The organism is Allobosea sp. P1_A7 (genome assembly GCF_056406775.1).
In genome coordinates, this window is the sequence record NZ_JBFTZN010000055.1 from 23,107 (window position 1) to 36,688 (window position 13,582).

Annotated in this window: 11 protein-coding genes; 6 read left to right on the forward strand and 5 right to left on the reverse strand. The window is 64.3% G+C overall.

Features of this window, described 5'->3' with window-relative positions; all coding sequences use genetic code 11:
• The first annotated feature begins 405 nt into the window (after nucleotides 1-405).
• On the forward strand, nucleotides 406-1,521 hold the full coding sequence (locus AC1D34_RS12245; RefSeq protein ID WP_476824329.1) for an amidohydrolase family protein: 1,116 nt from the start codon (nucleotides 406-408) through the stop codon (nucleotides 1,519-1,521).
• 240 nt (nucleotides 1,522-1,761) lie between these two features.
• On the opposite strand, the gene AC1D34_RS12250 is transcribed toward AC1D34_RS12245, so the two are convergent.
• From AC1D34_RS12250 to AC1D34_RS12270, 5 genes are read right to left on the reverse strand one after another with little or no spacing between them, the layout of a single operon-like run.
• The gene (locus AC1D34_RS12250) at nucleotides 1,762-2,688 is read right to left on the reverse strand and encodes an MmgE/PrpD family protein (RefSeq protein ID WP_476824330.1); all 927 of its coding nucleotides are present in this window, start codon (nucleotides 2,686-2,688) and stop codon (nucleotides 1,762-1,764) included.
• Between the two features lie 2 nt (nucleotides 2,689-2,690).
• Complete coding sequence (locus AC1D34_RS12255) at nucleotides 2,691-3,827, reverse strand: M24 family metallopeptidase (protein ID WP_441508519.1); 1,137 nt, start codon at nucleotides 3,825-3,827, stop codon at nucleotides 2,691-2,693.
• Between the two features lie 11 nt (nucleotides 3,828-3,838).
• Nucleotides 3,839-4,999: a M24 family metallopeptidase gene (locus AC1D34_RS12260; protein ID WP_441508520.1), complete on the reverse strand. Its 1,161-nt coding sequence runs from the start codon at nucleotides 4,997-4,999 to the stop codon at nucleotides 3,839-3,841.
• Nucleotides 4,999-6,741 carry a hydantoinase B/oxoprolinase family protein gene (locus tag AC1D34_RS12265; RefSeq protein ID WP_441508521.1) on the reverse strand — a complete coding sequence of 581 codons (1,743 nt, stop codon included), beginning with the start codon at nucleotides 6,739-6,741 and terminating at the stop codon, nucleotides 4,999-5,001. Before AC1D34_RS12265 ends, AC1D34_RS12260 begins: the two co-directional genes overlap by 1 nt.
• Complete coding sequence (locus AC1D34_RS12270) at nucleotides 6,738-8,816, reverse strand: hydantoinase/oxoprolinase family protein (RefSeq protein WP_476824331.1); 2,079 nt, start codon at nucleotides 8,814-8,816, stop codon at nucleotides 6,738-6,740. Before AC1D34_RS12270 ends, AC1D34_RS12265 begins: the two co-directional genes overlap by 4 nt.
• A gap of 189 nt (nucleotides 8,817-9,005) precedes the next feature.
• Between AC1D34_RS12270 and AC1D34_RS12275 the strand changes: the two genes are divergently transcribed.
• The 5 genes from AC1D34_RS12275 (at nucleotide 9,006) to AC1D34_RS12295 (ending at nucleotide 13,342) form a co-directional block, all read left to right on the forward strand.
• Nucleotides 9,006-9,950 (forward strand): LysR family transcriptional regulator, encoded by a 945-nt coding sequence (locus AC1D34_RS12275; RefSeq protein WP_441508523.1) that lies wholly within the window; start codon nucleotides 9,006-9,008, stop codon nucleotides 9,948-9,950.
• Between the two features lie 144 nt (nucleotides 9,951-10,094).
• Nucleotides 10,095-11,102: an amino acid ABC transporter substrate-binding protein gene (locus AC1D34_RS12280; protein WP_476824332.1), complete on the forward strand. Its 1,008-nt coding sequence runs from the start codon at nucleotides 10,095-10,097 to the stop codon at nucleotides 11,100-11,102.
• A 59-nt stretch (nucleotides 11,103-11,161) separates the two neighbouring features.
• Nucleotides 11,162-12,337 (forward strand): amino acid ABC transporter permease, encoded by a 1,176-nt coding sequence (locus tag AC1D34_RS12285; protein ID WP_476824333.1) that lies wholly within the window; start codon nucleotides 11,162-11,164, stop codon nucleotides 12,335-12,337.
• Between the two features lies 1 nt (nucleotide 12,338).
• Nucleotides 12,339-12,539 carry a hypothetical protein gene (locus tag AC1D34_RS12290; RefSeq protein WP_476824334.1) on the forward strand — a complete coding sequence of 67 codons (201 nt, stop codon included), beginning with the start codon at nucleotides 12,339-12,341 and terminating at the stop codon, nucleotides 12,537-12,539.
• A 23-nt stretch (nucleotides 12,540-12,562) separates the two neighbouring features.
• Entirely contained in the window at nucleotides 12,563-13,342 is a 780-nt protein-coding gene (locus tag AC1D34_RS12295) for an amino acid ABC transporter permease (RefSeq protein WP_476824335.1), read from the forward strand.
• Nucleotides 13,343-13,582: the final 240 nt, after the last annotated feature.

Here is a 13,582-nt window from a genome sequence, read left to right on the forward strand (position 1 = left end):
AGCGCCCTCCCGCGAGAGCGGGTTAGTCCAATGGCGCATTGCACCGCTTACTTGAGAACGGTCTGGATTGGTGTCGATCTACGCCCACCTGGCATAGGGTGGAAGTTCCAGTGAGTTACGCCAGAATGATTTTGGATGGCCTACGCCTACCTGCATCTCGATCTGGACGAGCGTCGCCGGGCATCGCTCGACGACCTTTCGGGAGTTGAGGCGCAATGCCTGGGTCGACCGGGAGCACAAGGCCTATGACGGCTATTTCCCGGTGACGGCATAGGATCTCGCCAGGGATCGTCTGCGGCGTCAGCGCAAGCTTCTGCGCCATTCCGCCTTTCGCCACCAGAGCTTCACCTTCGTTAAACGTCGGGCCCTACGAACGACAACGTCGTAGCGCCCGCCACGGATGCATTGAAACCTCCGTTGCGCCGGCCTACTCTGCGGCCCATTATCGCGGTAGCACTCCCCGCAGAAGGTGCAATTTGGATCGGAATGCCAAGAATGCACATTATAGACTCGCACTTTCATCACTGGCCACGCTCGTTCTTCGAAATGCTCGCAAAGCGATGCGTCTATCCTCGCGTGACGCGCAATGCCGATGGCGGCTATGACTATCGGCGCAAAGAGGACGCCACCGGCCTCCTCAATCTCGAGCCTGAATGGTTCGATCTCGAGCGACAATTCGCCTACATGGACGGCTTGGGGCATCGCGTGGACGTCGTCTGCTCGATTGGGCCGCTGTCGATCCATTTCTCCGATCTTCCGCTTGAGGAAGGGCGCGATCACGCGCTGTTCTGGAACGAAGAGATGAGTGCTGCGCAGCGTCGGTATCCGGGGCGGCTTTGGGCCAGCGCGGCCGTGCCGTTGACGGATACCGCAGTCGCGATCGAGGTGCTGGACGACGCGGTCGGCCGGCTCGGCCTGATGGGCGTCAACGTTCCCGGAAGCGTGGGCAACGATCCGCGCATCGATGCGGAACGTCTCGAGCCCTTCTATTCGCGCGTCGCTGAACTCGGCGTTCCCATGTTCATCCATCCGACGGATGCTGTGTTCCAGGATGTTCTGGAAGGTTACGGCGGCGCGCTGCACCTGACCCTTGGCCGTGTCATGGAGGTCAGCGTCGCTGCAGCGCGACTGATTTTCTCGGGCATCATGGAGCGCCATCCGACGCTGAAGATCGTGATGTCGCATACGGGGGGGGCGCTGCCCTACCAGTCGGGACGGATGGACAAGAACGGCGCACGCGTCGGACTGCCGCATCCGCCAAGCGCCTATATCAAACGGATGTTCACCGATACGGTTTCGCCCCACAGCCTCGGCATGAAGTTCGCCATCGAATATTACGGCATCGACAACGTGATGTACGGCACGGATTATCCGTGCTGGATGCCGTCCGAGACGTTGCGCCTGCTCGACGAGTTGGAGTTGTCGCCGACCGACAAACAGAAGCTGTTCTACGATAATGCGAGGCGCATTCTCAATCTGCGCGATGCGCCGCCGAGCACCCTCGCCAGCGCCGCAGCCTGAGAACTCTAGATCATTATCACTTCAGATCGAACCGATCTGAAGTGATGAACGTGATCGGTTCCACAAGTTTAGACCACGATTGGACGGAAAACTGGTCCCCGCTTTTCCCAATCGTGGCCTAGGGGGCGTCGGCGAGCCGCGCGCGCATCGCGCACCAGAGCGTCTTTAGGCGCGCGCGACGCGCCTCATCGTTCGCCGGCTCCAGCAACGCGGCGCAGAGCGGTTGATCGGCGATCGGCGCTAGGCGCGTAAGCTTTGCGCGTAGCATCGCCGTTGCGTCTCCGTGGCCGGGATCACCGTCGACCGCGAGGCAGAACTCCTCGACGGCGCGGCGGCCAGATTGGACGCGCACGCGCGCGCCCCAGACCTCCGGCATGTACCGATCAAGCGCCGCGTCGGCGTGAATGTGGATACGTGCGGCGTAATCGATAAGATCGGCGGCCGGCTCGCCGTCGCGTTCGACCGAATATAGTCATCTGTTTCCGACGCCCGCAAGGCGCTCGGCTGAATATGCGCCGGACCGCCGATGGCGGCCAGCCAGTCGCGGCCTAGGAGCGACGGGTCGCCCTGGAACCCAAGCGCCGCGGCGTCGGCCGCCCGGCAGCCTGACGCGACGGCGTCTCCGAACGCCAACCATCGTCCAGATGGCGCACCGGCGGGCCGCCCGACGCGTCCGCCGGCCCGGGCGACGGCGAGCGCGATGGCGGACGAAACGCCGTCGCGATCAAAGCCGCGCGCGACCGCGGCCGTCGCGGCCGCCATCATTGGTGCCGCGAAACATGTCGGCCAAATGCCGCCACTCAGGGCCGCGACGCCGCCAAGCGCGCGCCCCAGGCGCACTCCGACGGCGTAGCCGGCTACGACAGCCCGATCGAAGCGTTCAAGCGCGACGTCGTTTTCACATGCCGCGGCCAACGCTGTCGGCACGACCACCGAACCCGGCGTTATGCACGACCCGACATTGATATCGTCGCACTCTGTGCGTCGAACCATTGCGGAGCAGGCCGCGGCTTCATTGTCGCGGAAAGCCTTGGCGAGACGCCTGGCCTCCATCGCGCCGCACCCTGCAAAGAAGGCCATTGCGATGTCGGCGACGCGTATGTCGATATGCGCTGCAGAAGGTGGCGCCCGCTGGACGAACTCGTCTGCCCAGTCCCGGACAATCACGCTCAGGCCGCCGCCGTGATCGGCGGCAGGGACGCGGGAATTGCATCCACCGTCTGCGCGCCGTCAGCGTCGATTTCGATCATTGCACCCGCCAGCGACGGACGATCGCCGCCTTCAGCGAAGACATGAAGCAACAACGTCATGCCGCGCGCGAGAACGTCGCGGCTTTCGGGGCGAATCAAGGGCGGCGCGTCCATGGCTAGTCCAACGCCGCCGCCAAGGCCGTGAGCCAAAGCAGTTCGGCGGGAGGCTTCGCTCAGGCCGGCGAGGCCCGCTGCTGCGATCTCGCCGGCGGTCGCGCCGGGGCGCGCCGCAGCCGCCATAGCCGCGACAGCGCGCGCCGCTTCGCTCTTGGGATCGGCAGGCGCGTTGACGGCGCGCGCGGCCCAGTAACCCTGGTAGCGCGTCGCGATCCACATCAGGAACGGGTCGCGCCTCTCGTCAGATAACCGTTCGAATGGACGCAATTCACCGCCGTCAAGATTCGACAGGATGCGCACATCCCATGCGCCGACGCGGCGTGCGACGCGCTCGGCCTCGATGACGGCGCTCGCGTTCGATGCGCCGGCCGCGTAGATCTTCTCGGCCGCGATCGCTGCGGCGTCCGCCATGCCGAACGCCACGCGCAGCGCGGCGCGTTCGCGGGGCCGCAGCGTCTGGCGCAGAGCTCGGTAGGCTGGCGTGAAATCCTCGATCTGATAGGCGACGAGATTACGAACGAGATCATTGTAAGGGTGCCCGGCCAGAACCTGCAGGCCGGCGACGCCAATGCGGCCGCTTGTCACCCCACGGCTCCTCAGAGTCTCTGCGACGGCCGCGCCAGTCTGCGCGCCGCGATGAGACAGATCGGAGACCCAGGTCAGTTCGCGCAGGAAGAAGCTTTCGCGACTGCCGCTGTTGGTGAAGATCGCCGGCTCGCCTTGCGCCGGCAGAACTAAGACGCCGTCGACATTGTAGCCGACGAGGAACACGAGATCCTCGTCCTCATACATGTTACCGGCGATGACGATCGCCGCAAGACCGCGGCGTCGCATGTCTTCCCGCACGAGTCGCACGCGCTCGTCGAATTCGTCGGGCGACAGCAGCGCGCGGTCCCAGAACGTCAGGCCGCGTTTGATCGAAGGTTCGAGCGAAAGCATGACCGCCTCCTTCAGGCTGGAATGACGTCCAGCGCGCCCATGCGGGCAGTCAACGGGACGGCGCCGTCGCGCGTGATAAGCACGGGCTCGCCGCACATGACATAGCCGGTTTCCGGGATGTACTGGTTCGGATGCAGCACGAAGACCATGCCTTCGACTAGAATCTGGTCGCTGTCCACGGCGATCTCGGGATCGAGCGAACCGAGCGCCATGCTGTGGCCACGCGTGCGCATGTAGGGCGGCTTGGTGTAGGTTTCGTAGCCCGCGGCGATGATCGGCTCGTTCATCACGCGCACGATGTCTCGGGCGGGCGTGCCGGGCGTCGCTGCTGCCATCGCGCGCCGCAGCGCGCCATCGAGAAGCGCGAACGTATCCTGCTGCAGCTTGGTCGGCTCGCCGAAGACGGCGGTTCGACAGATCTGCACATATTCGCCTTCGACGGATGGCGTCACTTCGCCGAGCAGCACGTCCCCGGCGGCGAAGATGCGATTGCTAGCGCGATGCGCGGCGCGATTGTGCTGGGAGGCGGACAGGAGTTGGAAATTATCCTCGGCGCCCATGGCGCGCATATCGGCTTCCATCTCCGCTGCAAGCTCATACTCCGCCATTCCCGAGTGCGCCGTGTTGAGCGCGTTGGCCCAGCCTCGTTCTGCGATATCAGCGCCACGGCGAACGCACGCCATCGCCCAATCGTCGCGCAATCTGGCGATGTCGCTTACCAGCGCATCCCCAGATTGCGGAGGCGTCGAGAAAATAGTCGGCCAGGCGTCGTTGATGCGCCTTGGTTGAACGCCTCCCGCGATCGCGAAGCGCTTGCCGAGTAGACTGCGCCGATCGAGCTCCCGGCGCACGGTTTCGATGAAGTCCGCCTCGTCGACTACCGTCAGCTCGACATGGCCGATGCGCTGCGCGATCCGTCGTACGTCGTAGGCGGGAGTGGCGATCACGAACGGATCGCCGTCCAGCGTAATCACAATCGCAAGATGCGGTCCGATCTGCCGAAGCCCCGTCAGCCACCACGCAGGGTTCGAGGCGAGGAAGGAGTGTCGGCCGCTGCCATACGCGATCAGCCCGTCGAGGCCTTTGGCGCGAAGACTGTCGCGGACGGCTTCGCGCCGGCGCGCAAGACAGCGCGTCCGGAGCGCCTCGTCGATCCATGTCGCGCTCGTCATCATGCGACCTCCGCGCCCTCTCGCAGCGCATGTGTGGCGGCGATGTCGACGCGGCCGCTGCTGTCGATGACGACGCCGTAGGCATCGCGCGCCTGCTCGGGCGAGACGTAGCCCTCGCGCACGTCGCGCGACACGCGGTCAACGTCACGCTGCAGCGGATCGCCCCATCCACCACCCCCCGATGTGCGGTAGATGACTTCGGTTCCGGCCGGTCCGAACACGCGGGGCGCCAGCGACCGCTCGTAGTCGCCGCCCGGCTCGCGGATCATCGTGAAGCCGATCGCGCCGGGTTTGCCGCCGCACAATCCCCATGGCGCGTAACCGGAACGGTGACCCGGCGGCCCGGCGTTCCAGCGGCCATCGACCAGCGATCGGATCGTGGTCTTCACTCCCAGGCCGCCACGAAACTTCCCAGGCCCGCCCGAGTCCGCCCAGAGGGCTCGCTCGCCGACCATCAGCGGAGCCTTGAGCTCCATGGTTTCAATTGGCGTGTTACGCACATCGCCCTGGCAAACCGACATGGACACGTCTTCGCCGTCTGCATCCGGACGGCCGCCCCAACCGCCGGCCTCGATGCTCTGCGCGACGAACCCGGCGCCACGTGCAGGGTCCTGTCCGGACAGCGCAAACGGCGCTCCAAGCGAGCCGGAATGAGCCGCCGGAATGCGGTCGGGCAGCGCCCCCGCGAAAGCGCGCCAGATAGCGTCGACGACCGTTGGCAAAGGCGAGCCCCAACTCGCCATAAAGGCGGGGAACTTCGCCATCATCATATTGCCTTCGGGGATCACGACCTTGAGGCCGCCGAACGCGCCTTCATTCAGCGGCTCCATCGGCGCGGTCAACGCCTTGTAGGCGATATAGGCACCAGCATAAGTGCGGCTGTTCAGGCCTGAATTCTCCCGCTGAGGCGAGCAGCCTGACAGGTCGATCGTCATGTCGGAGCCGGCGACGATCACCTTCACCTTGATCTCGAAGGGCGGCGTGCCGCGCGGGCCGTCCATTTTAGCCTCGGCTTCGTAGGTTCCATCCGGGATCGCGGCGACCGCAACGCGCGCCTTCGCTTCGGTCTCCGAGTAGATCGCCGCGATCATCGCGAGCACATCGTCGTGGCCGTAACGGTCGAGCAGCTCGCAGAAGCGACGCTCGCCGAGCCTGCACGCCGCGAGCTGCGAGCGCAGATCCCCGAAGGCCGCGTCGGGATAGCGGATGTTGTCGCGGATTATCTTGAGGACCTTCTCGTCAGGCCGTCCTCTCTCGTAGATTTTGAGCTGATCGACCTGAAGGCCCTCGCTCCATGGATCGTAGGCGCCGGTGCCGCCAAATCCCGTGGATTGACCGCCGACGTCGGCCCAGTGCGCGCGCACGACCGCGAAGGCGACCAGGCGTTCATGGTGGAACACGGGCGTGTAGATAACGACGTTGTTGAGATGCTGCCCCGCCGTCGCCTGATGATTGTGCATGACGACGTCGCCGGGAGAGAAGCCGTCCTGCCCGAAGCGAGCGACTCCATCCTTGATGACGGCGCCGAGGTCGGCGACGAAATGCGAGACGCCGCCGATGTTCTGCGAGATCAGCGAGCCGTCGACGTCGAGCAGCGCGGTGCAATAGTCCCGTACCTCGTAGATCATCATGTTGTAGGAGGTGCGTTGGAGATCGTAGCTCATCTCGTCCGAGATGGCGGGCAGCGCGTTGCGCATCACCTCAAGCGTGACTGGATCGAGCACTGGAGAACCTCCGCTCATGGCCGTGCCACCTCCACAATCATCTCGCCCGTCTCCACGACAGTGGCCGCGTCGCCGGCGAACAGAAGCGTCGTCGATCCGAACTCCTCGATGGCGCAAGGGCCTTCGATTCGCGCGCCGGCGGGAAGTCGCTCGCGCCGATAGACCGGGCAGTCGATCGGCTTGGCCGGATCGTCGAGTACGATCGGACGAACGCCAATCCGGGCGTCGCCGTCGCCGTCTGCAAGCCGCGGAAACATGATCTTGGGGCGCGCTCCGCGCGCCGTTAGACGCAGATTGACCAGTTCTACCGGTTCGTCCGGCGCAGAGTGATCGAAACGATTTTGATGCGTGTCATCGAAGCGGCCGCGAACAGCCGCCATGGCACCGTGCGCAATCTCATCGGCGTTCACGGGAATCTGAAGCGTGAACTCCTGCCCGGCGTAGCGAAGGTCCATGAAATATTCGACAGAGCGAACTGCGGGTTCGACGCCCGCCTGATCGAGTGCCACGGCGCCTGCGTCCGCTAGTTCGTCGTAAAGCGTGCGGATTTCCGCCGTGTCCGCGTCAGTCAGGATTCGATAATGCGTGCGCACGAAATCATGCCGCACATCGCTCATCAGCATGCCGAGTGCGGAAAAATGCGCGGGAAGATTTGGAATTATGACCTTTGGAATTGCGAGGTCGCGCGCGATCTCAAGGGCGTGTGGCGGTCCGCCGCCGCCCATCGCAACAAGAGCGAAGTCGCGCGGGTCGTAGCCGCGCTGCACAGACACGCCGCGCACGGCGAGCGCCATCTTGGCGATCGCGACGCGGATGACGCCATGCGCCGCGGCGGCCGCCTCAAGCCCGAGCGGCTCGCCAATCTTCCCCGTGAGAGCGGCGCGCGCCGCCGCCTCGTCGAGCGGCATCTCGCCGCCGAGAAAGCTCCTGGCGCCGATGCGGCCGAGAACGACGTTGGCGTCGGTGACCGTCGGCTCGGCGCCGCCCCGCCGATAGCACACAGGGCCTGGGTCGGAACCGGCGCTCCGCGGGCCAAGCTTGAGGCCGCCGACATTGTCGATCCAGGCGATAGAGCCGCCGCCGGCGCCAACCTCGACGATGTCCACCACCGGGAACATCACAGGATGGCCGCTGGCGTGGCCGCCAACATGATAGCCCTGAGCGATCGAGACGACGCCGTTCTGGATCAGGCTGGTCTTGGCCGTCGTGCCGCCCATGTCGAAGGTGATGACGTTCGGCAGACCCAGCCTCCGCCCGATCTCGGCCGCAGCGATGACGCCGCCAACCGGACCCGATTCCATCATAGCGACCGGAAGCACCTTGGCGTGCTCGGGCGACATGACGCCGCCCGACGATTGCATGATCAGGAACCGGCCGTCGAAGCCGTCCTCCCCAAGGCGGTCCTGCATGCGGCCGACATATTCAGCCGACCGCGGGCCGATATAAGCGTTCATCACCGTGGTCGAGGTGCGCTCATATTCGCGGTATTCGCGGACGATCTCGTGCGACAGCGATACGTACACGCCGGGAAGCGCGGCCCGCAGGAGGCGGCYCGCCTCGATCTCATGGGCGGGATTGGCGTAGGCGTGCAGGAAACATACGGCGACCGCTGCCACGCCGCTGTCGCGGATCTTCGCGGCGACGTCCTCTACTTCCCGCTGATCGAGCGGCGAGAGAACTTCCCCGCTCGCCTTCAGGCGCTCGCTCACCTCGAACGTCAACGACCGCGGCGTGAGGGGTGACGGCCTTTTGAAGTTGAAGTCGTAGGCGTCCGGCCGGTTCTGCCGGCCGATCTTGTAGACGTCGCGCGTGCCCTTGGTGACGACGAGAGCCGTCTTCGCGCCCTTTTGCTCGATCGCGATGTTGATGGCGACTGTCGAGCCATGCACGAGATTCTGCGCTGCGCGGGGCTCGATGCCTGCCTTCGCGAGGCAGTCCCACACCCCTTGGGACAGTTCCTGCGGCGTCGTCAGCGATTTCGACTGGAGCACCCGGCCTGTCGCCTCGTCGAACCCGACAAGGTCCGTGAACGTGCCGCCGATGTCCACCGCGACGCTAAGCGATGAGGCGGGAGCAGCATCCTGCAGCGCCATCCAAGACCTCCCCATTCAATTCTGTTCAGACGCCGATCTCAGGCCGCCATCAGCCGCTTGGGCCTCGGCGCCACGTTGAGGTGGCGGGAACGTTTCAGGAAGGCAGAGCCAGATCAACGGGGCGAAACACCTATGACGGCGATAGCCAATTGACTATTATGCGAACAAGAATGCGCATGGGGGAATGCCATGAAGCGGGTGCCGGGCCTGACGTTAAGGCGGCTCGAGGTATTTATCGCGATCGCCGAAGGCGGCGGGTTCCGCGCCGCAGCGGAAAGGCTGGGCGTAGCGCAACCCTCCATCAGCTCGCACGTGCAAGCACTGGAAGCGCAATCAGGCGGCGCCTTGTTCGAGCGGCGCCGAGGCCGCGGCGTCGAGCTCACGGATCTCGGCAAGACCTTCCTCAGCCACGCCAGGCAGCTGCTCGCCGAAGCAGATGACATGGTGAGCGATCTCTCCCGCTTCCGCGCGGTGGCAGAACGCCGCGTCGTTTTCGCGTGCCAGCGATCACTGTCGCAAGTGCTGCCACCCCTGCTGGCCAACTTCGCTGGCGAGCACAAGGAGGTCGAGCTCATTACGCGCGTCGGCCGTCAAGAAGAAATCGTCGATATGATTCGCAACGGAACCGCCAATATCGGCTTGTTCCTCGGCGAGCAGGACATTCAAGGTCTTCGCGCAACGACGGTAGGCCACATGCAGCTGGCCATAGCGGCTGCGCCCGAGCATCCGCTCGCCCGTCGCCAAAACATCCCTCCGGCGGAGCTGTCGGCCTATCCCTTCGTCGGCGCGCCAGACGGATCGCTTCTTGGACAGGGCATTGCAGCGTTGTTGGCCGGCATCGGCGTCTCCAGTGTCGATCTCGTCTCGAAGGCCACCGAATTTGAATTTCTGCGCGCCCTGGTGATCGGCGGCGTCGGCCTCTATTGCTGCGTGCTGGACAGGGTTGCGGCGGATTTCGACAGTGGCGCCCTCGTCATGCTCTCGCTCGACGCCCCGCCTCTGACCATGGAAATGCGGCAGGTGTTCTCAGTGACCAAGCCGGTATCGCCAGCGGTCGCGTTATTCGCCGAGCATCTCCGGCGACAGCTCGCGGCGCACAACAGCAAGGGCGATAAGCGATTGCCTATCACCTGAGAGCCTATCGCCCCATTGCTATTTGCTGGGCGGTTGGGCCTTCTCGGCGCGCGTCGGTGTCGTGGCCAACTGCCGCACATCACGCCAAAGACCCAAGAACCATATCCTCAGGGGGAAGCCGTGACGTCGAGGACTCCACTATCTATGGCCCTGACGGTCGCTACCGCGGCCCTTTTCGCGTCGCTCGGCGCGGCTCATGCCGGCACGCTCGAGGACGTAAGGCAACGTGGGGTTGTCCGCTGCGGAACGTCGCCGAACAATCCCGGCTTTGCCTTCACCGATTCTGCAGGCAAGCAGCGCGGCTTCGACGTCGATTTCTGCCGGGCGCTGAGCGCTGCGATCTTCGGCGATGTCGCGAAAGCCGAAACCAAGGTGGTCGAGCCCCGCGACGCCTTCWCCGTGCTCGCGACTGCGGGCGTTGACGTGCTGACGCACCGCTTCACCTGGAGCTTCAATCGCGACAACGGCGCCGGCCTCGAATTCACCCAGGCGTTGTTCTACGATGGCCAGGGTTTCATGGTGCGCAAGTCTGCGAACGTGAAGAGCGTGAACGAGTTGAATGGCGCAACAATCTGCGCAGCCCAGGGCACGACGACCGAACTCAACGTCGCGGACTATTTCCGGCAGCGCAAGCTGACCTACAAGATCGTCACCTTTAACGGCACCGATCCGGCGCGCCTCGCCTATGACGAGGGCCGCTGCGACGCCTGGACGAACGATCGCGGCTCGCTAGCGTCGCGAGGCCAGGGACTTAAGAATCCGGCTGAGCACCTCATCCTGCCGGAGACCATCTCCAAGGAGCCCGTCGGCCCCATTGTACGCGACAGCGACCCGAAATGGGCCCATCTGGTGCGCTGGGTCATGTTCGCGACTATCGCGGCTGAGGAACTTGGCATCACCTCGGAGAACGTCGACGAGATGAAGGCGTCCTCTACCAATCCTGAGGTCAAGCGCTTCCTCGGCGTGAGCGACGACCTTGGTCAGAAGCTCGGCCTGTCGCGTGACTGGGCCTACAATATCGTCAAGCTCGTTGGAAACTACGGTGAGATTTTCGACCGCAATCTGGGAGCGAAGTCGCCGATCGGATTAAGCCGTGGGCTCAACGGACTGTGGAAAGATGGCGGGCTGGTAATCGCGCCGCCGTTCCGTTGATCCCACCAAACTGCGGTATGTACGCCGATAACGCCAAAGTCAGAGCGGAAGAAGGCCGCATGACACCGCCTCGCGCGTCTTGGTCAAGCCGCCTGAAGCTCGATGAGCCGCGCGGCTTCGCGATTCAGGTGGGGCTCGTGCTCCTGCTGTGCGCCGCGGCGGCCTTCATCGTCGGCAATGTCGGCGCCAATGTCGCGCGGCTCAACCTGCGTGTCGGATTTGATTTCCTCAGCAGGCCGGCGGGCTTCGACATCGCGCAAGCGCTGATCCCCTATCCGGAAACGTCCACCTACCTGCGCGCCTTCTGGGTCGCGCTGCTAAATACGGTCCTCCTCGGCGCGCTGTCCATCGCCGGGGCGACTGTGCTCGGCCTTGCCGTCGCGCTGCTTCGGCTCGCCCGCAACCCGCTCCTTGCGCTCATTGCGCTCGGTTACATTGAGGCCGTGCGCAACATCCCGCTCCTGCTACAGCTGTTCTTTTGGTATTTCGCCGTACTCGGGCCGCTGCCGCCACCGCGTCAGAGCCTTTCGCTGTTCGACCTTGTCTTCCTCAACAAGCGCGGCCTCGCTCTTCCCTGGCCTGTTCCTGAGCCCGGCTTTGTCGCCTTCATAGCCCTACTCGCGGTCGGCCTCGTCGCCTTCGTTCTGCTCGCCCGCGCCGCACGACGGAGGCGCATTGCGAGCGGCCATTCGGCGCGCGGTATCTGGGGCGCAGCTCTCGTTGCACTTGTGCTGCCGTTCGCGAGCACTGTCGTCACCGGGACGCCGATCGCCTGGGACATGCCAAGGCTCGGCGGTTTCAATATCGCCGGCGGCGCCACCGTCATTCCCGAGTTCGTGGCCATGGTCATTGGCATGACGATTTACGGCTCGGCATTCATCGCTGAACTCATTCGCGGCGGCATCGCCAGCGTCAACCGAGGACAGACCGAGGCGGGCATGTCGCTCGGCCTCTCGCAATCGCGCATTTACGCGGCGATCGTCATTCCACAGGTCTTCCGGGCGGTACTCCCGCCGCTGACCGGCCAGTACATCACCCTGTTCAAGAATTCTTCGCTAGCGGCCGCCATCGGTTATCCCGACCTCATGCTGATCTTCGCGGGAACCGCGCTCAATCAGACAGGACAGCCGCTTGAGATCATCGGCATAACAATGGCGAGCTACCTGCTCATCAATCTCGCGATCGCGGCCGTCGCCAACGTCGCCAACGGGCGCATGCTAAGGCGGGAGCGCTAAGGTGAGTGCGACAACGTTTCTGCGTCGCTGCATATCGACGCCGCTCAACGCGGCGTTCACCGCCGCGATTCTCATCTGGCTTGGCATGACCCTTCCCGGCCTTGTCCGCTGGATGCTGGTCGACGCGGTGTGGAGCGGCGCAGGCCCGCAGGCCTCGGCCTTTACCCGCCGTCCGAACGCTGGCGCCCGATTCTGTGCCTGATTATCGCGATCGTCGGCGTCGCAATGTTTGCACTGCCTTGGAGAAGACGAAAGGCGCTCGCAGCTTTCGGCTTTACATCGCTCTATGCGATAGTCGCGACTATCCTTTTGCGCGGTGGATGGTTCGGCCTGTGGCCGGCGCCGACGACGCAATGGGGCGGCATCATGCTCACCACGATCGTTGCTGCATGTACAATAGCGACGTCGTTACCTGTTGGCCTGGCGCTTGCGCTGGCCAGGCGGTCGGACCTGCCGATCGTTGCCGGCTTAGCTGCGCTCTATATCGACGTAATGCGCGGACTGCCGCTCGTCGGCGTCCTCTTCTTGGCAATCGTTCTGTTCCCTCTGTTCGCTCCGCCCGGTGTCGAGATCAACGTACTGTTGCGCGCGCTGATCGCATTTAGCCTGTTCAACGCCGCCATCATGGCCGAAGTCATCCGGGGCGGCCTTCAGTCGGTGCCCAAGGGGCAGATGGAGGCTGCGCTTTCGTTGGGTCTCAGGCAGCGGAACGCGCTCGTGCTGTGCGTGCTGCCGCAGGCGCTCCGCGCCGCGATTCCAGGCATCGTCAACGTATCAATCTCGATTATCAAGGAAACGACGATCATTCTGATTGCCGGCCTGTTCGATTTCCTTGGCGTACTGCAGGGGGCGCTGATTGATCCGGCGTGGAACATCGGCGACCAGATTCGGCAAACCGCCTATTTCTTTGCCGGCGCGGTGTTCTTTATCATCTGCTTTGGCTTGTCTTGTTACAGCGCAAGTATCGAGCGTCGCCTGTCGAAGGGTGAGCGCCCGCGCACTTGACCGTTGCGGATACAGGCTGCTTTGGCGAAGTCGTTGCATCTTACCGGACTGATCAATTCGGCGTATGGCCTGCTGCTGGTGGTGTTGTCACGTCGACCGTGAAGAACGCGTTCACGCGGCCTGAGGCCGGGATTTTGCCGTCGACATGGCGGCAACTGCGGCGGTGATCCAGGCGCACAAAAACATCAGCCAGCGGATGAGGAGCTTGAAGTTGAAGCCGGCCGCGGCAAGGACGGCGTT